The following is an 18822-nucleotide window of genomic DNA, read 5'->3' on the forward strand; positions in this document are numbered from 1 at the left end:
TAGCTCTAGAAAATGCCTCACGACACCAAAGGACATGACATGAGCGAGACCACAAGCGACACCCTTTTGCGCGCTGACATCCAGATGATCCAACGCATCCTGCCGCACCGCTATCCGTTCCTTCTGGTTGACAAGGTCGAAGAGATCAACGGCACGCAATCCTCGGTTGGCTATAAGAATGTTACCATGAACGAGCCGCATTTTCAGGGGCATTTCCCCGGCACGCCGATTATGCCCGGGGTGACGATTGTCGAAGCCATGGCGCAGACGGCCGGTGTGATGGTCGGGGTTGCACTTGAGCAGATGGACAAGGAAATGTTGATTTACTTCATGTCCATCGACAACTGTAAATTCCGCCGCAAAGTCGTGCCGGGTGACGTTTTGCGCATGGACCTTAAGACGGTGCGCGGCAAACCGGGGGGCAAGATCTGGAAATTCTCGGGCGTGGCCACCGTAGAGGGCGAAATGGCCGCAGAAGCCGAGTTCATGGCGATGCTGGATCTGCCGAAATGAGCAATATCCACGCTTCGGCGGTCATTGAAGCGGGCGCGCAAATTGACGCCTCTGCCAAGGTTGGCCCGTTTTGTGTGGTCGGTGCCGATGTGGTGCTACATGCCGGTGTCGAACTGAAAAGCCATGTGGTTGTGACCGGCCATACCGAAGTGGGGGAAGGCACGGTCATATTCTCTTTCGCCGTGATCGGCGAGATTCCGCAGGATTTGAAATTCAAGGGCGAAGCCAGCCGGTTGGTGATTGGCAAGCGCAATCGCATCCGCGAACACGTTACCATGAATTGTGGGACCGAAGGCGGGGGCGGCGTGACGCAGGTCGGCGATGACTGCCTGTTTATGGCAGGCTGTCACATTGCGCATGACGCCATTCTTGGGGATCGCGTGATCGTGGTGAACTCGGTCGCTGTGGCGGGGCATTGCATCATCGAAGACGACGTTATCATTGGCGGACTGTCTGGAATCCACCAATTCGTGCGCATCGGCAAGGGCGCGATCATTGGCGCGGTGACCATGGTCACCAATGATGTGATCCCTTATGGGCTGGTGCAAGGACCGCGCGGCGATCTGGACGGGCTGAACCTTGTCGGATTGAAACGGCGCGGTGTCGCGCGCAGCGACATCACAGCGTTGCGGGCGGCGTTCCAGATGCTGGCACAGGGCGAGGGTACGTTTCACGACCGCGCCTTGCGGATGGGCGAGGAAACCGAAAGCGATTATGTGCGCGAGATCGTCGAATTTGTCACGGCAGACACCGGCCGCCATTTCCTGACGCCGAAATGACGCTGGCGTTGATCACAGGGCGCGGGCGTTTGCCTGCTGAGGTGGCAGGGGCACAGGATATCCCGCCGCTGGTCTGCGCCTATGAGGGCATGGCACCGGATGCTTTGGCGGTCGATCTGACGTTCCGGCTTGAAACGCTGGGCACGCTCTTGGTTGCCCTTGGCGAACGCGGCGTGACGCGGGTATGTTTCTGCGGCGCAATTGATCGGCCAGATCTTGATCCCGCTCGGTTGGACAGTGAAACGATGCCGCTTGTTCCGCTGTTTCAAAAAGCACTGGCGGCGGGCGACAACGGTGCGCTGCAAGTGCTGAAACAGATATTCGAGCAAACCGGTTTCGCGGTGGTGGGTGCCGATACGCTGTTACCTGATCTGGTCGCCGAACAGGGCATGTTGTCAGAGGCATGGCCCGACGCGCAGATGCGCCGCGACGCAGCACGTGGCGAAACCGTGCTGGCGGGGCTTGCCCCCTTGGATATCGGGCAGGCCTGTGTGATCGGCGCAGAGCAGGTGCTGGGCGTTGAAACCATGGGAGGCACTGACCACCTTTTGGCGACCTTGCCGGCAAAAACTGCGGGCATGCGGGCAATCTTGTGCAAGGGGCCGAAGATCGGCCAGATCAGAGAGATTGACCTGCCCACAATCGGACCAGCCACGATTGAGGCCGCGCATAAGGCGGGCCTGGCAGGTGTTGTGGTGGATGAAGGCGATGTGATCATTCTTGACGCCGCGCGGTGTACGGAGCTGGCTGATAAATACGGTCTGGTGCTTTGGGCGCGCCGCGGGGGGGCGGAGTGAGAGTCTTTATCCTTGCCGGCGAACCTTCGGGGGACAAGCTGGGCGGGGCTTTGATGGCGGGCCTGAAGGCGCTGAACCCGGATGTTACCTTTGAGGGGATCGGCGGCCCGATGATGGCAGATGAGGGGCTGGAAAGCCGCTTTGATATGTCAGAGTTGAGCGTCATGGGGCTGGCCGAGATATTGCCGAAGTATCGCGCGTTGAAAGCCCGGATCAACCAGACCGCTGCCGCAGTGGTCGAGATGCAGCCCGATGTTTTGATCACCATTGACAGCCCCGATTTTTCGCTGCGCGTTGCCCGGCAGGTGAAGGCGAAAAGCAACGTCAGATGTGTACATTACGTGGCTCCAACGGTTTGGGCCTGGCGCCCCGGTCGCGCGGAAAAGATGGCGCGGTTCATTGATCAGGTGCTGGCGCTTTTGCCGTTTGAGCCGCCCTATATGGAAGCTGCCGGCATGCGCTGTGACTTTGTCGGCCATCCGGTTGTCGCGGAGCCTGTGGCGACGCAGGCCGAGGCGCTGGCGTTTCGCGCGCGTCACAGCCTCGGTGAAGCGCCGCTTCTTCTCGTGCTGCCGGGATCGCGTCAAAGCGAGGTCGCGCGTCTGGGGCCGGTGTTCCAGCAGGTGGTGGAACGTCTTGTGCGTGATAAACCGGAGCTAAGGGTGGTTATCCCCGCAGCGGCGCCTGTTGTGGGCGCTGTCAGGCGTTTGGTGCAGAACTGGAGCGTGCCACCAGTGGTTTTGAACCCGCTTGATAGCGATGTGGCGGATCCGCTGGCAGAAAAACGCGCCGCGTTTCGCGCGGCGGATGTGGCCTTGGCGGCCTCGGGGACGGTTTCGCTGGAGTTGGCGGCAAGCGAGACGCCAATGGTAATCGCCTATGACATGAACTGGGTCAGCCGGCAGGTCATCGGCCGGATGGTCAAGGTGGATACGGTGACGCTGGTCAATCTGGTGTCCGAAACGCGAGCTGTACCTGAGTATATCGGTGCGAACTGTCGGCCCGGCCCGATTGCGCAAGCGGTGGTAAAGGTACTGGAAACGCCTGAGGCGCAGGAGGCGGCAATGGCTTTGGCCATGCAGCGTTTGGGGCAAGGGGGGGAGGCACCGGGGTTGCGCGCCGCGAAGGCGGTGCTTGATGGCATAACGCGGAATTGACGCGCCGAGGCGCGACATGATTATTTTGGATGAGGGCTCTGCCCTCAAACTCCCGCAGCATTTAAGGCCAAAAAGAGAAGGGAATGGGCACGCAGGGACAGCGGTTTGTCGCAGGGCCTAACGCGAAAACATAGCCCCGAGGTTTAGCCGGCGTGGATCCATCCACCGCCAAAGATCCGCGAGCTGTCGGGATCGTAAAAGACGCAGGCCTGACCCGGGGAGACCCCTTGTTCGGGGGTTAGCAGTTCAACCTCGGCTGTGGTATCGCTGAGCGGGCGCAGGATGGCGTCGGTCGGCGGGCGCGTCGAGCGAACCTTGACCGCGATGGGCCATTCGGTGCGTGACATCAGAGGTGCCGCGCCCAGCCAGTTGATTTCGCGCACAGGGATGGTACGGGTCGCCAACATGGATTTCGGACCGACGACCACTTCTTTGCGGTCTGCATCCAGTTTCACCACATAAAGCGGATCAGCGAGCCCGCCGATGCCGAGGCCGCGCCGTTGGCCGACGGTGTAGTTGATGATGCCTTCGTGGCGGGCAAGAACGGTGCCCTCTGTATCCACGATATTGCCGGGATCCGCCGCTTCGGGGCGTAATTTCAGGATCACGGAGGCGTAATCGCCGTTGGGGACAAAGCAGATGTCCTGACTGTCGGGTTTCATCGCCACGCTAAGCCCGTATTTCGCGGCCAATGCGCGGGTATCATCCTTGGACGGCAAATGGCCCAAAGGAAAACGCAGATAATCCAGCTGTTCGGGCGTGGTGGAGAACAGGAAGTAGCTTTGGTCACGGCTTGCGTCCGCCGCGCTGTGCAGTTCGGCCCCGTCTGCACCCATTTTGCGCTGGATGTAGTGACCGGTAGCCATACAGTCCGCCTCGAGGTCCTTAGCGGTTTCCAGAAGGTCCTTGAATTTCACACGTTCATTGCAGCGGATGCAGGGCACAGGGGTGGCCCCGCCCAGATAGCTGTCGGCGAATTCGTCGATGACCGCGTCTTGAAACACGTTTTCATAATCCAGCACGTAATGCGGAAAACCCATGTCCTCGGCCACGCGGCGGGCATCGTGAATGTCGATGCCTGCGCAACAGGCCCCTTTTTTCGCCAGTGCGGCCCCGTGATCATAGAGCTGCAATGTGACACCGACCACATCATAGCCTTCTTCGGCGAGCATCGCGGCCACAACAGAGCTGTCGACACCGCCCGACATGGCGACCACGACACGGGTATCGGCAGGGGCTTTGGCAAAGCCCAAAGAATTCAGCGGCGGGTTCTGATCAAGCGGCATGGTGTTCTCCGGAAGGTGTTAGGGTGGAATATAGGAAAATCCTAACTACTCACAAGGGGGGGACTTCATGCAGCGTTAAGGGCGTTGCGGCCATTGTCCATCTGTTGCGAATGAATGGATAGTCCTGATGTACCTTAAAAAAGTCGATGGTCCGCGGTCGGTGACGCTGGCAGACGGCAGTGTGATGAGCCAGGCGGATTTGCCAAGTGCCAATACCCGCCGATGGGTCGCGTCGCGCAAGGCGGCGGTGGTACGCGGGGTGGTTTATGGCTTGCTCAGTCAGGCAGAAGCGCTGGATCGCTATCAGATCAGCGAAGAGGAGTTTCTGGAATGGGTGCGCGCCGTCACAGAACATGGCGAGGCTGCATTGAAGGCGACATCGTTACAAAAGTATAGACAACTTTAGGTTGATTATGTATTTTCCACTCATCGGTAACGGGTGGTTAACCTTTTTTGTTCAGTTTCTACCAAAGGGCCCAATCCAACGGCGAATACGTCCAAACGGAGAACTTGAATGCGTGTACTGCTTGTCGAAGACGATCCCACCACATCACGTAGCATCGAATTGATGCTGACCCATGCCAACCTGAACGTCTATGCAACGGATCTGGGTGAAGAGGGGATCGATCTGGCCAAGCTATATGATTATGACCTGATCCTTCTGGACCTCGATCTGCCAGACATGAACGGTCACGAGGTCCTGCGCCAATTGCGGATGAGCCGGATCGAGACACCGATCCTGATCCTGTCCGGTTCCGATGATACTGAAAACAAGATCAAGGGCTTCGGTTTCGGAGCAGATGATTATCTGACCAAACCCTTTCATCGCGAAGAACTGGTGGCGCGGATCCATGCCATTATCCGCCGCTCAAAAGGGCATTCGCAATCGGTGATCGAAACCGGTCAAATAGCGGTGAACCTGGACGCAAAAACAGTGGCCGTGGACAATCAAACCGTGCATCTGACAGGTAAAGAATATCAGATGCTTGAACTGCTGTCCTTGCGTAAGGGCACGACGCTGACCAAGGAAATGTTCCTGAACCATCTTTACGGCGGTATGGACGAACCTGAACTCAAGATTATTGATGTGTTTATCTGTAAGCTGCGCAAGAAATTGAGCACGGTCACGGGTGGCGAAAATTATATCGAAACGGTTTGGGGGCGCGGTTATGTCTTGCGTGATCCCGAACCTGCACAGATGGATATGGCCGCATCGGCCTGACGCCCTAAGGTGAAATCGCGCTAGACCTGCTTCACCTCCCGACCTATCTGTTTGGCAAAGATGCCAGTAGGAAGGGCAAAGCGGGGCGATGACAGCACAGATTGCGGTAGATGAGTTGACGCAGGATCAGGCGGCTGAGGAATTGGCGCGCCTGGCGGATATCCTGCTGCGTGCCAATCAGGACTATCACACTGCGGATGATCCAAAGCTTGATGATGGAACATATGACCAACTGAAACTGCGTAATGCCGAGATTGAAGCGCGGTTTCCCACACTTAAACGTGCTGACAGCCCGTCCGAGCAGGTTGGTGCCCCTGTTGGCGAAGGGTTTTCAAAGATTACCCATGCGGTTTCGATGTTGTCGCTGTCAAATGCGTTTGATGCCGAAGACGTTCAGGAATTTGATGGTCGCATCCGTAAGTACCTTGGGATCAAGGCCGAAGAACGGATTGAGTATACAGCGGAACCAAAGATTGACGGGTTGTCCCTGTCGCTGCGCTATGTCGATGGGGTGCTAACGCAAGCGGCGACGCGCGGCGATGGATCGGTAGGGGAAAACGTCACGGCGAATGCCCGAACGATTGCGGATATTCCTCAAACACTGTCGGGTGCGCCTGCCATTCTTGAGGTGCGGGGCGAAGTATACATGAGCCACGCGGATTTCGAGGCTTTGAATGCACGTCAAGAGGCGGCCGGAGGAAAACCGTTTGCAAATCCGCGCAATGCGGCTGCCGGTTCCTTGCGCCAGCTTGATAGCGAGATCACCAAATCCCGCCCGTTGAAGTTTTTCGCATATGCTTGGGGTGAACTGTCCGCGCCCCTGGCGGCGACACAGCAGGGTGCCATCGACAGATTGAGTTCGCTTGGCTTTGTAACAAATCCGCTGACGGCCCTCTGTTCCGGCCCGAGCGAATTGGTAACACACTACAATGAAATCGAAAGACAGCGCGCGACCCTCGGCTATGACATCGACGGTGTTGTGTACAAGGTGAACGATCTTGGCTTGCAAGACCGTCTTGGCTTTCGCTCGACCACGCCGCGTTGGGCGATTGCCCATAAATTTGCCGCCGAACTTGCATGGACATGGCTGACCGCAATTGACATTCAAGTGGGGCGGACCGGCGCATTGTCACCTGTCGCCCGGCTACAACCGGTGACTGTCGGCGGCGTCGTTGTGTCAAACGCGACCCTGCATAACGAGGATTACATCAAGGGGTTGGACAGCAAAGGCGGCGAAATCCGCGGAGGTAAAGATATTCGTGTTGGCGATTGGGTACAGGTTTATCGCGCCGGTGACGTTATTCCCAAAGTTGCGGATGTGGACCTGACGAAACGACCGCCGGACTCACATCCCTTTGTTTTTCCGTCCGTTTGCCCTGAATGTGGTTCAGAAGCTCTGCGAGAAACAGGTGATGCCGTGCGCAGATGTCTTGGCGGATTGATTTGTCCAGCGCAGGCCGTTGAAAAGCTAAAGCACTTTGTCGCCCGCGGCGGTTTCGATATTGAAGGTCTAGGGGCAAAGCAGGTTGAGCAATTCTATACCGACGGATGGATCGCGGAACCTGCGGACATCTTCACCCTTCGGGAACGCTTTGGCGAGGGGATGCAGCAACTTAAAAACCGAGAAGGGTGGGGCGAGAAATCGGCCAACAATCTGTTTCAGGCGATCGAGGATAAAAGAAAAATCCCCCTGAACCGCGTGCTTTTTGCATTGGGGATCAGGCATCTTGGCGAAGCTGCGTCGAACCTGATCGCTTTGCATTATGGTGATTGGTCTGCGTTTGAGGCTGCGATGGATAAGGCCGCGTCGCAAGAGGGTCCGGTTTGGGAGGATCTGATTGGCGTTGATGGCGTGGGCAGCGTTATGGCTGGATCGCTGGTCAGCACATTCGCGCAAACCCGCGAGCGGGAATCGATCGACCGATTGATCGCGCAGCTTGACGTGCAACCGGTCAAACGCGCCGACACATCGGGCAGTCCCGTCACGGGAAAAACAGTGGTCTTCACCGGAACGCTTGAAAAGATGACCCGCGCCGAAGCCAAGGCACGCGCTGAGCGGTTGGGTGCCAAGGTTTCCGGTTCTGTCAGTGCTAAGACCGATATTCTTATCGCCGGTCCCGGTGCCGGGTCCAAAGCGAAAAAGGCGGCAGAACTCGGCATTCAAACCATGGACGAGGACACGTGGTTGCGCCTGATCGCTGCATTATGAGCCAGCGGCCCGAACCCCTTTTCCCGCTATTTGCCGGACTTGAGACTCTTGATGGCATCGGCCCCAAGACTGCGCAGAATTTTGTGCAACTTGGGGTGCTCGCGCCGCGTGACCTCTTGTTTACACTGCCTTATTCTGGAATTGACCGTGCTCTGCGTGACAGTGTCAAAGATGCGATTTTACCGGCGACGCTGACGGTGGCTGTCACCATTGGCACCCATCGGCCTGCGCGCAATAAGGGGGGCGCGTATCGCATTCACGTTCAGGACGCGCAAACGGATTTCCAACTGGTGTATTTTCATGCCCGCGGTGATTATCTGGCCCGCCAGTTGCCAGAGGGCAGCCGCGTGATCGTGTCCGGCAGGGTCGAGCTGTTTGATGGTGTCGCCCAGATGGTCCACCCCGATTTTGCTGTGCGAGAGGATGAGGCGCAGACCATACCCACGTTCGAACCGGTCTACCCGCTGACCCACGGTGTGACGCAAAAGCTGATGTACAAAGCCACACGCGGTGCGCTGGAACGGCTTCCAGAAATGGCGGAATGGGTTGATTTAGAACAGAAAAGCCAATCGTCCTGGCCCGATTTTGATGCTGCGGTGCGGGCGGCGCATGATCCCAAGAACATGGCGGATTTGTCGGCGACCGCACCAGCGCGAGAGCGTCTGGCCTATGATGAGCTTTTCGCACATCAAATCACCTTGGCCTTGGCGCGTCAGAACGAGCGACGCAAAAAGGGGCGCGTGAGCAAGGGCGACGGAGGTTTGCAAGCGCGGGTGATGGCGGGATTGCCCTATGCGCCGACGCGGGCGCAAACACGGGCCATTTCCGAAATTACCGCAGACATGGCACAGCCCCAGCGGATGAACCGGCTGTTGCAAGGGGATGTGGGCGCTGGCAAAACGCTGGTGGCCTTTATGGCCTTGCTGGCTGCAGTCGAAGCCGGCGGGCAGGGGGTGTTGATGGCACCTACGGAAATCCTCGCGCGTCAACATTTGCAAGGGCTGCGTCCTTTGGCTGAAGATGCCGGCGTGGTGCTTGAAATCCTGACGGGGCGTGACAAGGGCGCAGAGAGACAGGCGAAGCTTGCGGCTTTGGCGGGGGGAAAGATTCAGGTACTTGTTGGAACCCACGCGGTATTTCAGGCTGATGTGAGTTTTGCGGATTTGCGGTTAGCGGTCGTGGATGAGCAGCACAGGTTCGGGGTGCGCCAGCGTCTGGAATTGGGCGAAAAGGGCGACCGCGCTGACGTTCTGGTGATGACGGCCACACCGATCCCGCGCTCGCTGGCGCTGGCGCAATATGGCGATATGGATGTTTCGGTGCTTGACGAAAAACCGCCCGGTCGCCAGCCCATTACCACAGCCCTCATCAGTACCGAAAAGCTCGATCAAGTGGTGGCGCGTTTAAGCGCCGCTGTTGCGGAAGGGCGGCAATGTTACTGGGTCTGTCCCTTGGTGGAAGAGAGCGAAGTCAGTGATCTGATCGCAGCTGAAGAGCGGTTCAAACGCTTGCGTGCAGTGCTTGGCGAGGGCGTTGTCGGCTTGGTACATGGCCAGATGCCGGCCAGCGACAAGGATGCCGCGATGCGTGCGTTCCAGCAAGGTGAAACACAGGTGCTGGTCGCGACGACCGTGATCGAAGTTGGTGTGGACGTGCCCAATGCCACCATCATTGTGATCGAGCGGGCCGAAACCTTTGGCTTGGCCCAGTTGCACCAGCTTCGTGGTCGTGTCGGGCGGGGCAAGGGCGCGTCAACGTGTTTGTTGATGTACCAGAACCCGCTTGGCGAAACCGGTCGGCAACGCCTTGAAGTGTTACGCGAAACCGAAGACGGGTTTGTCATCGCTGAGACCGACCTGAAAATGCGGGGCACCGGTGATTTGATCGGTACCGCCCAATCAGGCGTGCCGCGTTTCAAGGTTGCGGATCTCGAGCGGCAGGCGGGGTTGATGGCAATCGCGCAGTCAGACGCACGTAAACTGCTGTCCGATGATCCCAAACTAACAACTCCACGGGGTAAAGCGGCGCGGATGCTTCTATGGCTGATGCGTCAGGATGATGCGATCCGTTTAATTTCAGTAGGTTGACCTCCTATATAGCACTTTGTTCGCAAATGTTCTCAAAAAGTTCTTTACAAGGCGTTAAGGAAATGAGAACAAAGGGGCAACAAAGACGGAGGTTCTGATGACAACGCTAAAAACGCTCAAATCCATCGCCGCACGGTCTCAAGATACGATCGTGCAGGATGCGGTTGGTGCCGCAGCACTTGTTGTGATGCTCGTTGGTGGTCTTTACCTGCCTGTTTTTGTTTGATTTCTGCCTGCGATCTTATGCCGATTTACCCCTTTGCATCCGTCCCAAATTGATGCTGCCGGTTGGTACTGCCTGTCCTTAACCGGCGCGGGGTCTCACCCCACGGTAAATCGGGTCCCCGTAAGAAACGCTTTCCTTGCGCCGCCATCCCTTTGGATGTGCGGCGTTTTTTTTGATTGGAGCGACTTAGTCGGCTGTCGCTGCGGCGTTTTCCATCGCCTCGGCAATCGCCTCCATGCTTAACATGATCGAGGCGTGGCGGTTCTTATAATCCACTGCGGGGGCAAGTACGTCGAAACCGTCAAAGGGGGCGTCAGGAACGGGACCGTTTTCTTTGAGCATTGCGCGCAACTGATCGCGCCCTTTGGTAATCACATCAAGGGTCGCCCCCAGCGCTGCGCCACCCGCGACCGCAGCTGCGGCCTGTCCCAACGCGCAGGCTTTTACGTCCTGCCCAAGCGCGCTTAGCTTGCCGTCATGCACCTGTACATCAACCGTCACGGCAGATCCGCACAGGGGCGAGCGGCGTTTTACCGTGGCGTCCGGTGTGTCCAATCGGCCCAGATGCGGAATGTCCGCGGCCAACGCCAATATGCGGCCCGAGTAGAGTTTGATTAGATCTGTCTCGCCTGACATGGCTATTTCCTTCGTCCGTTAATGCCTACATAACCCTCTCGTCCGAAGATGCAAAAATTTTTGAAAGGCTCAGCATGCCATTTGATCCCGCCGATCTTACTTACAACGATGCCGGGCTGATTCCTGCGATCGCACAGGATGCCGAGACCCGTGAGGTTTTGATGCTTGCGTGGATGAATGCCGAAAGCATTGCACAGACGCTGAAGACGGGGCGCGTGACCTATTGGAGCCGTTCGCGGCAGTCGTTCTGGATTAAAGGTGAGACCAGCGGGCACACGCAAGAACTGGTCGAATTCCGCTTTGATTGTGATCAGGACTGCCTGCTGGTTCTGGTTAACCAAACGGGGGCGGCTTGTCACACAGGCCGGCGACACTGTTTCTACAGAACGGTGAAGGACGGCGAAGTGATCGAGAATCTAGCCCTGTGACGGTTGATCCAAAACATCAGCTTTAATCCTTAAGGTAATAATAAAGAACGAATATCTTCGGCTGTTAATCCACTTACTCGAAGGAGGGAAAGTGCCTTGGCATCGTCGCGCTTTGCCAGTCTTTTGCCCGCTTCATCGCGGATCAGCCTGTGATGATGATAGGTCGGTACTGGCAGCCCGAGCAGGTTTTGCAAGACCACATGGATTTTGGTTGCCTCGAATAAATCCGCCCCGCGCACCACGTGGCTGATCCCTTGCGCGGCATCGTCCAACACCACAGCAAGGTGATAGGACGTGCCCATGTCGCGCCGCGCGATGACGATATCGCCGACCTCTGTGACAACGTCCTGACCCGTGAAAGAAATCAATCCTGTTTCGCCGTGTGGTCCGGAACCCGTTTCGTGGAATTGAAACATCCTGTCAGAATCTTGCACGGCGGCCGCGATGTTCAGGCGCAAAACGACGTTGCCTTGTGGGCGTTCTGTCGTGGGGCGCATCGCCCTCGGCCTGCAGGTTCCCGGGTAGATCAGACCGTCGGGTCCGTGGGTCGGGACGCCCTCCTGCGGCGCGGAAAGTGCCGCGTTAATATCTGCTCTGCTACAACGACAAGTGTATATCTGGTTGTTTTCCCACAATCTATCGAGCGTCGCGCCGTAAGTGCCAAGCCTGTCTGACTGGCGCATTACAGGTTCTGGCCACGTGAGACCCAACCATTTCAGGTCGTCATAGATTTGCGCCTCCCATACGGTGCGCGCGCGACTTTGGTCGATATCTTCAATCCGTAAAAGGAACTCCCCGCCCTGTGCGACGGCCATGTCATGGGCCAGCATCGCAGAATAGGCGTGGCCCAAATGCAAGGGACCCGTCGGCGACGGGGCAAAGCGGGTTCTAAAAGTCACGCTTTTTCAAGGATGTATACAGTGGATTGCATTTTTATGCCCGGAAGATGCGCTCCGCGTTCACGAAATAGCAACCGTGCGGCCCCACAGTCTGTCCATTCGTTAATCCGCGCTTCATGCACCGGATCCTCCAGCGTGTGATCATTGAACGAGAACACGAAACGCCCTTCGCGCGGCAGGGCCTTCATCAACATGTCGAGCACAGAAATAGGTGCCGCGCCTGTGCCGATAACCCCGATCGCAGCAATATTCGCATATACATTGGCATTGATCGCCGTTGTTTCATCAATATGTTCCGTGGTGCGGTAGATGCCCTTGGTCGTGGCCTGCGCTAGCATTTTTGCTGATACATCAACGCCATCTATCGTGGTGAACCCTGCATTTTTAAACGCCAAACCCGACAGACCTGTGCCGCAGCCGAAATCAAGAAGAGGCGCGTTCAGATCTTTGGTGACACCCGCCAGCGCTGCGGCGCATCGGGCCGGTGTGGCGTACCCGTTATCGCCAAGCTCGGTTTCGTAACTCTTAGCCCAAGCGTCGTAAATTTCACGGGTCTCGTCCGTCCCGTTAGCGCTGTAGATCTTGTTCAGAAAAACTTCTGTCATACCAGCAGTTTAGGCGGGCGTTTCGTTTCTGTCCAGCCATGCCTGCCAGTCGGTCTTGGCGCGATCTGTATAGGCTCTATAGCGATCCTTGCGCCCGCGACGGCCTGATTTCAGCCCTTCAACAGGGGGGAATAGCCCAAAGTTTACGTTCATCGGCTGGAATGTTTTCGCCTCGGCACCGCCGGTGATATGGGTGATCAGCGCGCCCATCGCCGTGGTATTCGGCGGCGTCGGCGCATCGCCCCCTCGCAGCTCAGCCGCGGCCATCCGACCGGCAAGCAGCCCCATTGCCGCGCTTTCGACGTAACCTTCGACGCCCGTGATCTGTCCGGCAAACCGGATATTGGGACGAGAGCGTAGGCGCATCTGATCGTCCAGCAAGGTTGGCGAATTGATAAACGAATTGCGGTGAATGCCGCCAAGCCGGGCAAAAGACGCATCCTCAAGACCGGGAATCATTTTGAAAACATCAACTTGCGCGCCGTGCTTCATCTTGGTCTGGAAGCCGACCATATTATAAAGCGTGCCCAGTTTATTGTCGCGGCGCAGTTGCACAACGGCATAGGCTTTGACGTCGGGTTGGTGTTCATTGGTCAGGCCCACAGGTTTCATCGGCCCAAAGCGCAGGGTCTCGCGACCGCGTTCGGCCATGACCTCGATTGGCAAGCAACCATCGAAATAACCGGCGGTTTCACCTTCGCGAAACTCGGTCTTATCCGCCGCCAACAGGGCGTCGATAAAGGCTTCGTATTGTTCTTTCGACATCGGACAGTTGAGGTAGGCTGTGCGCTCCTCTTCGGTATCGCCCTTGTCGTAACGGGACTGCATCCATGCACGGTCCATGTTGATGCTGTCGAAATAGATGATCGGCGCGATGGCGTCGAAAAAGGCAAGGGCCTCGGCGCCTGTTTCTGCTGCTATCGCCTCGGCCAAAGCGCCGGACGTCAGGGGGCCGGTCGCGATGATCCATTGCCCTTCATCCGGCAATTCTGTGATTTCGCCATATTCAACAGTCACATTCGGATGTGCGAGCAAGGCGTCGGTTACCGATTGGGCAAAGGGTTCACGGTCCACAGCCAGCGCGCCACCTGCGGGCAGCTTGTGCTTGTCCGCCGTGGCCATGATCAGGCCATTGGCCGCGCGCATTTCCCAATGCAGTAGCCCGACGGCGTTCTGCTCCGAATCGTCCGAGCGAAAGGAGTTGGAACAAACCATTTCGCCCAGCAGTCCGGTTTGGTGGGCAAACGTGCCGACATGCGGGCGCATTTCGTGGATGACAACCTGAATGCCTGCGTTTGCAGCCTGCCAAGCAGCCTCTGATCCGGCCATTCCGCCGCCGATGATATGCAATGTATTATCCATCAGGTGGATTTAGGGCAGGGGCTGCACAGGTGCAATGGGCTGTCAGGCACAACATTCAGAGCTTCACGCGACGCAGCCGTTAAATGCATGCCGCGCGGCACACCAAAACATTGCGTTGAGTCGTTTCGGTAAGGGGATGATTTTCGGAGGGGGCTGATTTTGGGGTCGCCGCCGCAGGGATGGTCGATCAGTGAGAGGCTGATCTGGAGGGACCTTCTGCAAGGCGGCGACCCAAAATAGTCAGGCGCATCTGCGCTCTGTCACAATCATGCCCCAATTGCGCCCCAATTGATAGCCCTGTTTTCGCAACAATTGTAATCGGCTTTGGAAACAGTCACTGGTTCCAGTCGGGATCGCGCTTTTCAAGGAAGGCGTCGATGCCTTCGGCGGTGTCTTCACGCAGCATGTTTTGAACCATGACCTCGCCAGTATAGGCATAGGCGTCCGCGGTGGTCATCGCCATCTGCGCATAAAATGCGCCTTTTCCGATTTTGACGGCCGCGCCCAGTTTGGAAGCGACAAGTTCAGCCAGTTGTGTGGTTTCCGCCTCAAGGGCGTCGGGCGCGACCACACGGTTGACCAGCCCCAGCGTTTCTGCGCGTTCGGCGTCGATGAAAGCACCAGTCGTTAACATCTCGAATGCCTGTTTGCGCGGGATGTTGCGCGACAGGGCCACCATCGGTGTCGAGCAGAACAGACCGATGTTTACACCGTTGACGCCGAACCGCGTACCCTGTGCCGCAACCGCCATGTCGCAGGTCGCAACCAGCTGGCATCCGGCTGCAGTGGCGATGCCGTGAACCTGTGCGATCACCGGCTGGGGCATCGACTGGATTCGCGCCATGACAGTGGCGCAGCGGTCAAACAGATCCTTGAACGCCGCAGCGCCACCATCCGGGGCTTGTCGCATCGCTGTCATCTGGCGCAGATCATGGCCTGCGCAAAACGCCTTGCCGCTGCCGGCAAGCGTAATCACGCGGGTTTTCGGATCATCCGCCAACCGATCCAACGTCGTTTGCAACGCCGCCAGCATTTCGTCCGACAGGGCGTTCAGCCGCTCCGGTGCGTTCATAACCAACTTGGCCACGGCACCACGTTGCGTCACTTGCAGAATTGCCATCTTGTCACCCTCGCTTTTTCTGCGCCAACTCTAGGGGCAATAGCGAGGGGAGAACAAGCATGGCCGCGGTTATGACAGCGCAGCAACTGAATGAATTTCTGGAACAGGTATTCGAACAGGTCGCAGATGATTTCCACGTGGATGAGGTCGACGGCGATAACGTCACCATGCGTTTGCTGACGTCGGACAAACACCTGCGCCCGGGCGGCACGATTTCAGGACCTGCGATGTTCGGTTTGGCGGATGTGGCGGCCTATGTGGTTACGTTGGCCCATATTGGACCCAAAGCCCTGGCGGTCACGACGAATTGTTCCATTGATTTCATGCACAAACCCAAGGCGGGCGTGCCGTTGATTGCCAAGGCGCGGCTGTTGAAACTTGGCAAACAGCTGTCGGTTTCTGACGTTCTGCTGTTCTCGGAAGGGATGGACAAACCTGTGGCGCGGGCCAGTCTGACCTATGCGATCCCCCCCAAATCAATGGGTTAGAACGAAACTACGTGAAAAATGGGCCGGAGAAATCCGGCCCAGTTGGAAGAGATCTGGCGGTTGTCACGGGGATGTTACACCCGCCAGAACACGCGACGCAGCTCGCCTTGAACGTCGTCAGGTGTTAGTCCCACATCACTCAGCTGCCACGGTTCAAGCTGTGAAAGCGCAAGGCGCGTGCGCCGGCGTGCGGCCCATTTCGTCACCACAACCGCAAAACGGACCGCAACGCGCGCCGCAATCGGCGTGCCGTGCTGGGAAAGCGTGCTGAACGCATCGGTCGGTATCGGTCTGGCGAGTGTCATGGGAAACTCCTTAATTGAATTGTATTGACACAATATAGCGAATTGCTACAGTGTTGTGATACAAATTTTGATACAAAGCCGCTAGGGAAACATTGTAATGGATACAATTTGGTCAAAGGAGACACTGCAAGAGTCGAAACCCAAGTACAAAGCTGTTGTGGCGATGATCCGTGACCAAATCGCGTCTGGCGGTCTGACGGTCGGTGAAAAGCTGCCACCGGTGCGCGAATTGGCGTGGCAACTTCAGATTACACCGGGGACGGTCGCGCGTGCTTATACGGTGTTGACCGACAGCGGCGTGTTGCATGCCGAGGTCGGGCGCGGCACGTTTGTGAGCGACCCGAGTACGACTATCGACAAAGAAGCCGGCGAACTCCCGTTGAACCTGATTGAGATCGATGTGGTCCACCACAATTCTGGGGGCGACATCAACACGGTAAACCTGTTCTCCCCGCATTTGCCCAATGGGGGGCAGGCCAAGCTGATCCGCCGTCTGCTTGGCGAAATCGCGCAAGATCCACCGTCAGGCATCATGCATTACCCTTCAAGGCGCAGCGCGAGACCAGCTCGGGAAGCGATGGCGAAATGGCTGCACGGGGCACCGATTGGACAAATTGATCCGGACGATATTGTCCTGTCACACGGGGGACAGAACGCAATTTTGCTAGTGTTTCAGACCATTTTGCGGGGCAGGCGGCCTGTGGTTTTTGTTGAAGAACTGGCTTATCCGGGCTTTCGCCGCGCTGCAGAATTATTGCGCGCTGATATTGTACCAATCAAATGTGACAAAGACGGCATCATTCCCGCCGCTTTGGCCGCCGCCGCCGAACGCCACCCCGAAGCACAGGTTTTATGTACATCACCCGAAGTACACAGTCCCACCTGCGGCTTTACCCCGATGGAGCGCCGTCTGGCGCTTGTCGATGTGGCCCGTAAGGCTGATTTGCAGATACTGGAGGATGACTGTTACCGGATGGGCCGTGCCGAAGGCGAGGGGTATCGCCAACTGGCCCCTGAACGCGGTTGGTACGTCAGTTCGCTGTCAAAATCCGTGACACCATCCTTGCGGATTGGTTGTGCGATCGGGCCCAAGGGCATGTCAGGCGCGCTTCACCGCTCTGCCGAACACGGCTTTTTCGGGTTGGCAACACCGATGCTGGATCTCACAGCCGCCTTGTTAAGTCATCCGCAACTGCCGGATATCATGGAGGCGTCACGGCTTGGCGTTGAGCGCTATGTCAAGATTGCCGTGAATACACTGGGCGGGTTCGATTTGCGCTGGCGGCAGGATGTGCCGTTCGTGTGGCTGAAATTGCCGCAAGGCTGGCGCGCCTCCGCCTTTTGTCAGGCCGCCGAAAAAGAAGGTGTGCAGATCCGGGCCGCCGAAGAATTCGCAGGCCGTGACGCGCAAAGCCCACATGCAGTGCGGATGGCCGTGAACGGGGGGGTGTCCTTGCAAAGCTTCGAAGCCGCGATGGAACGGCTGCGCTGTCTGCTTGATAACCCGCCAGAGGAAATCGGGGTATAGCAGGCGCTTTGAAATCGGCCGCAATCCTGACCAGCGGGCAAAATTTGCATCTTGATGTGGGGTATTATATTACCTAATTGGTAACCCATTGTTTTTGTGTCGTTAATTTAGCGGTGCCGCGCTTGACCGTGCGTATCTTAGGTTTATAACCCGCCCATCACTACTGGGCATCGGGCTTTGGTCCTTTTGCCACACAACATTTAGGAATGTCCGATGAAAACCTTCTCAGCAACACCGGCTGACATTGACAAGAAATGGATCATCATTGACGCCGAAGGCGTCGTGCTGGGTCGTCTCGCGTCAATCGTTGCCATGCGCTTGCGCGGCAAGCACAAGCCTTCTTTCACGCCCCACATGGATTGTGGTGACAACGTCATCATCATCAATGCGGAAAAGGTCCAGATGACCGGCAAGAAGCGCGATGAAAAATTCTACTGGCACACTGGCCACCCCGGCGGGATCAAAGAGCGCACAAAAGCGCAGATCCTTGAAGGCGCACACCCAGAGCGTGTTGTGACCCTTGCCGTTAAGCGCATGTTGCCCGGCAACCGCTTGAGCCGTCAGATCATGACAAACCTGCGCGTTTATGCAGGCACAGAGCATGGTCACGAGGCGCAAAACCCCGAAGTTCTGGACGTTAAGGCCATGAACCCCAAAAACACGCGGAGTGCATGAACATGTCCGACGAAATCAACACACTCGAAGACCTCGCACAGGTTGCCGGCGTTGCGGCGACACCCGAAGTCGAATTGACCCCACGCGAGCCCGTCCGTGACGAACTGGGCCGTTCTTATGCCACTGGTAAGCGTAAAGATGCGGTTGCCCGCGTCTGGATCAAACCCGGTTCCGGTAAAGTTGTCGTAAACGGCAAGCCGCAGAATGAATATTTTGCCCGTCCCGTTTTGCAGATGATCCTTGCCCAGCCATTCGGCATCACTGGCACAGAAGGTCAGTTTGACGTATTCGCCACGGTTAAAGGTGGCGGTTTGTCTGGTCAGGCCGGCGCGGTAAAGCACGGTGTTTCCAAAGCGCTCCAGCTTTATGATCCCTCTTTGCGCGGTGCCTTGAAGGCCGCGGGCTTCCTGACACGCGACAGCCGCGTTGTGGAACGTAAGAAATACGGTAAGGCCAAAGCGCGTAAGAGCTTCCAGTTCTCAAAACGTTAAGCTTTACAC

General features: G+C 57.3%; 21 protein-coding genes. 14 read left to right on the plus strand and 7 right to left on the minus strand.

From position 1 onward, the window contains the following. Nucleotides 1-39 precede the first annotated feature (39 nt). The 4 genes from fabZ to lpxB are packed head-to-tail and all read left to right on the plus strand — an operon-like array spanning nt 40 to nt 3246. On the plus strand, nt 40-513 hold the full coding sequence (gene fabZ / locus Z947_RS0112425; RefSeq protein WP_025044623.1) for a 3-hydroxyacyl-ACP dehydratase FabZ: 474 nt from the start codon (nt 40-42) through the stop codon (nt 511-513). Next, complete coding sequence (gene lpxA, locus Z947_RS0112430) at nt 510-1292, plus strand: acyl-ACP--UDP-N-acetylglucosamine O-acyltransferase (protein ID WP_025044624.1); 783 nt, start codon at nt 510-512, stop codon at nt 1290-1292. The genes fabZ and lpxA overlap by 4 nt, the downstream gene beginning before the upstream one ends. Beyond that, a complete protein-coding gene (locus Z947_RS0112435) occupies nt 1289-2089 on the plus strand; it encodes an LpxI family protein (protein WP_025044625.1) in 801 nt (266 codons plus the stop codon). The genes lpxA and Z947_RS0112435 overlap by 4 nt, the downstream gene beginning before the upstream one ends. Then, nucleotides 2086-3246 (plus strand): lipid-A-disaccharide synthase, encoded by a 1161-nt coding sequence (lpxB, locus tag Z947_RS0112440; RefSeq protein WP_025044626.1) that lies wholly within the window; start codon nt 2086-2088, stop codon nt 3244-3246. The genes Z947_RS0112435 and lpxB overlap by 4 nt, the downstream gene beginning before the upstream one ends. A 143-nt stretch (nt 3247-3389) precedes the next feature. Here the strand turns inward: lpxB and mnmA are convergent, their stop codons facing one another. After that, a complete protein-coding gene (mnmA, locus tag Z947_RS0112445; RefSeq protein WP_025044627.1) occupies nt 3390-4532 on the minus strand; it encodes a tRNA 2-thiouridine(34) synthase MnmA in 1143 nt (380 codons plus the stop codon). 127 nt (nt 4533-4659) lie between these two features. Here mnmA and sciP point away from each other — a divergent pair, with 127 nt between their 5' ends. The 5 genes from sciP (at nt 4660) to Z947_RS22470 (ending at nt 10276) form a co-directional block, all read left to right on the plus strand. Next, nucleotides 4660-4938 (plus strand): CtrA inhibitor SciP, encoded by a 279-nt coding sequence (gene sciP, locus Z947_RS0112450; protein ID WP_025044628.1) that lies wholly within the window; start codon nt 4660-4662, stop codon nt 4936-4938. A 108-nt stretch (nt 4939-5046) separates the two neighbouring features. Further along, nucleotides 5047-5754 carry a response regulator transcription factor CtrA gene (ctrA, locus tag Z947_RS0112455; RefSeq protein ID WP_025044629.1) on the plus strand — a complete coding sequence of 236 codons (708 nt, stop codon included), beginning with the start codon at nt 5047-5049 and terminating at the stop codon, nt 5752-5754. An 88-nt stretch (nt 5755-5842) separates the two neighbouring features. Next, a complete protein-coding gene (gene ligA / locus Z947_RS0112460) occupies nt 5843-7963 on the plus strand; it encodes an NAD-dependent DNA ligase LigA (RefSeq protein WP_025044630.1) in 2121 nt (706 codons plus the stop codon). Further along, nucleotides 7960-10050: an ATP-dependent DNA helicase RecG gene (gene recG / locus Z947_RS0112465; protein WP_025044631.1), complete on the plus strand. Its 2091-nt coding sequence runs from the start codon at nt 7960-7962 to the stop codon at nt 10048-10050. Before ligA ends, recG begins: the two co-directional genes overlap by 4 nt. 97 nt (nt 10051-10147) lie before the next feature. Then, complete coding sequence (locus Z947_RS22470) at nt 10148-10276, plus strand: hypothetical protein (RefSeq protein WP_268777949.1); 129 nt, start codon at nt 10148-10150, stop codon at nt 10274-10276. A gap of 186 nt (nt 10277-10462) precedes the next feature. On the opposite strand, the gene Z947_RS0112475 is transcribed toward Z947_RS22470, so the two are convergent. Next, nucleotides 10463-10912: an iron-sulfur cluster assembly scaffold protein gene (locus Z947_RS0112475; RefSeq protein ID WP_025044632.1), complete on the minus strand. Its 450-nt coding sequence runs from the start codon at nt 10910-10912 to the stop codon at nt 10463-10465. Nucleotides 10913-10986: 74 nt separating this feature from the next. Between Z947_RS0112475 and hisI the strand changes: the two genes are divergently transcribed. After that, nucleotides 10987-11340: a phosphoribosyl-AMP cyclohydrolase gene (gene hisI, locus Z947_RS0112480; protein WP_025044633.1), complete on the plus strand. Its 354-nt coding sequence runs from the start codon at nt 10987-10989 to the stop codon at nt 11338-11340. Between the two features lie 29 nt (nt 11341-11369). Here the strand turns inward: hisI and gluQRS are convergent, their stop codons facing one another. The 4 genes from gluQRS to Z947_RS0112500 form a co-directional block, all read right to left on the minus strand. Next, nucleotides 11370-12239 carry a tRNA glutamyl-Q(34) synthetase GluQRS gene (gluQRS, locus tag Z947_RS21060; protein ID WP_037938888.1) on the minus strand — a complete coding sequence of 290 codons (870 nt, stop codon included), beginning with the start codon at nt 12237-12239 and terminating at the stop codon, nt 11370-11372. After that, nucleotides 12236-12844 (minus strand): class I SAM-dependent DNA methyltransferase, encoded by a 609-nt coding sequence (locus Z947_RS0112490; protein WP_025044634.1) that lies wholly within the window; start codon nt 12842-12844, stop codon nt 12236-12238. The genes gluQRS and Z947_RS0112490 overlap by 4 nt, the downstream gene beginning before the upstream one ends. Before the next feature lie 9 nt (nt 12845-12853). Then, on the minus strand, nt 12854-14206 hold the full coding sequence (trmFO, locus tag Z947_RS0112495; protein WP_025044635.1) for a methylenetetrahydrofolate--tRNA-(uracil(54)-C(5))-methyltransferase (FADH(2)-oxidizing) TrmFO: 1353 nt from the start codon (nt 14204-14206) through the stop codon (nt 12854-12856). Nucleotides 14207-14540: 334 nt separating this feature from the next. After that, nucleotides 14541-15326: an enoyl-CoA hydratase gene (locus Z947_RS0112500; protein ID WP_025044636.1), complete on the minus strand. Its 786-nt coding sequence runs from the start codon at nt 15324-15326 to the stop codon at nt 14541-14543. Nucleotides 15327-15385: 59 nt separating this feature from the next. On the opposite strand from Z947_RS0112500, the gene Z947_RS0112505 reads away from it, so the two are divergent. Further along, nucleotides 15386-15814 carry a PaaI family thioesterase gene (locus Z947_RS0112505; protein ID WP_025044637.1) on the plus strand — a complete coding sequence of 143 codons (429 nt, stop codon included), beginning with the start codon at nt 15386-15388 and terminating at the stop codon, nt 15812-15814. Between the two features lie 74 nt (nt 15815-15888). Here the strand turns inward: Z947_RS0112505 and Z947_RS0112510 are convergent, their stop codons facing one another. Next, the gene (locus tag Z947_RS0112510; RefSeq protein ID WP_025044638.1) at nt 15889-16119 is read right to left on the minus strand and encodes a DUF1127 domain-containing protein; all 231 of its coding nucleotides are present in this window, start codon (nt 16117-16119) and stop codon (nt 15889-15891) included. 97 nt (nt 16120-16216) lie between these two features. Here Z947_RS0112510 and Z947_RS0112515 point away from each other — a divergent pair, with 97 nt between their 5' ends. The 3 genes from Z947_RS0112515 (at nt 16217) to rpsI (ending at nt 18813) form a co-directional block, all read left to right on the plus strand. Continuing rightward, nucleotides 16217-17647 carry an aminotransferase-like domain-containing protein gene (locus Z947_RS0112515; protein ID WP_025044639.1) on the plus strand — a complete coding sequence of 477 codons (1431 nt, stop codon included), beginning with the start codon at nt 16217-16219 and terminating at the stop codon, nt 17645-17647. Between the two features lie 213 nt (nt 17648-17860). After that, nucleotides 17861-18322, plus strand: a complete 462-nt coding sequence (gene rplM, locus Z947_RS0112520) for a 50S ribosomal protein L13 (protein ID WP_025044640.1) — start codon at nt 17861-17863, stop codon at nt 18320-18322. Nucleotides 18323-18324: 2 nt separating this feature from the next. Next, nucleotides 18325-18813: a 30S ribosomal protein S9 gene (gene rpsI, locus Z947_RS21065; RefSeq protein ID WP_037939483.1), complete on the plus strand. Its 489-nt coding sequence runs from the start codon at nt 18325-18327 to the stop codon at nt 18811-18813. Nucleotides 18814-18822 lie beyond the last annotated feature (9 nt).

Origin of the sequence: Sulfitobacter geojensis (assembly GCF_000622325.1) — a bacterium.
Taxonomy (GTDB): Bacteria; Pseudomonadota; Alphaproteobacteria; order Rhodobacterales; family Rhodobacteraceae; genus Sulfitobacter; species Sulfitobacter geojensis.

Coding starts and splice junctions, on each gene's coding strand:
- ligA (WP_025044630.1), top strand. CDS start 5,843: ATGACAGCACAGATTGCGGTAGATGAGTTGACGCAGGATCAGGCGGCT.
- sciP (WP_025044628.1), top strand. CDS start 4,660: ATGTACCTTAAAAAAGTCGATGGTCCGCGGTCGGTGACGCTGGCAGAC.
- recG (WP_025044631.1), top strand. CDS start 7,960: ATGAGCCAGCGGCCCGAACCCCTTTTCCCGCTATTTGCCGGACTTGAG.
- Z947_RS0112435 (WP_025044625.1), top strand. CDS start 1,289: ATGACGCTGGCGTTGATCACAGGGCGCGGGCGTTTGCCTGCTGAGGTG.
- mnmA (WP_025044627.1), bottom strand. CDS start 4,532: ATGCCGCTTGATCAGAACCCGCCGCTGAATTCTTTGGGCTTTGCCAAA.
- Z947_RS0112505 (WP_025044637.1), top strand. CDS start 15,386: ATGGCCGCGGTTATGACAGCGCAGCAACTGAATGAATTTCTGGAACAG.
- ctrA (WP_025044629.1), top strand. CDS start 5,047: ATGCGTGTACTGCTTGTCGAAGACGATCCCACCACATCACGTAGCATC.
- rplM (WP_025044640.1), top strand. CDS start 17,861: ATGAAAACCTTCTCAGCAACACCGGCTGACATTGACAAGAAATGGATC.
- Z947_RS22470 (WP_268777949.1), top strand. CDS start 10,148: ATGACAACGCTAAAAACGCTCAAATCCATCGCCGCACGGTCTCAAGAT.
- Z947_RS0112515 (WP_025044639.1), top strand. CDS start 16,217: ATGGATACAATTTGGTCAAAGGAGACACTGCAAGAGTCGAAACCCAAG.
- trmFO (WP_025044635.1), bottom strand. CDS start 14,206: ATGGATAATACATTGCATATCATCGGCGGCGGAATGGCCGGATCAGAG.
- Z947_RS0112475 (WP_025044632.1), bottom strand. CDS start 10,912: ATGTCAGGCGAGACAGATCTAATCAAACTCTACTCGGGCCGCATATTG.
- lpxA (WP_025044624.1), top strand. CDS start 510: ATGAGCAATATCCACGCTTCGGCGGTCATTGAAGCGGGCGCGCAAATT.
- fabZ (WP_025044623.1), top strand. CDS start 40: ATGAGCGAGACCACAAGCGACACCCTTTTGCGCGCTGACATCCAGATG.
- Z947_RS0112500 (WP_025044636.1), bottom strand. CDS start 15,326: ATGGCAATTCTGCAAGTGACGCAACGTGGTGCCGTGGCCAAGTTGGTT.
- rpsI (WP_037939483.1), top strand. CDS start 18,325: ATGTCCGACGAAATCAACACACTCGAAGACCTCGCACAGGTTGCCGGC.
- Z947_RS0112510 (WP_025044638.1), bottom strand. CDS start 16,119: ATGACACTCGCCAGACCGATACCGACCGATGCGTTCAGCACGCTTTCC.
- hisI (WP_025044633.1), top strand. CDS start 10,987: ATGCCATTTGATCCCGCCGATCTTACTTACAACGATGCCGGGCTGATT.
- Z947_RS0112490 (WP_025044634.1), bottom strand. CDS start 12,844: ATGACAGAAGTTTTTCTGAACAAGATCTACAGCGCTAACGGGACGGAC.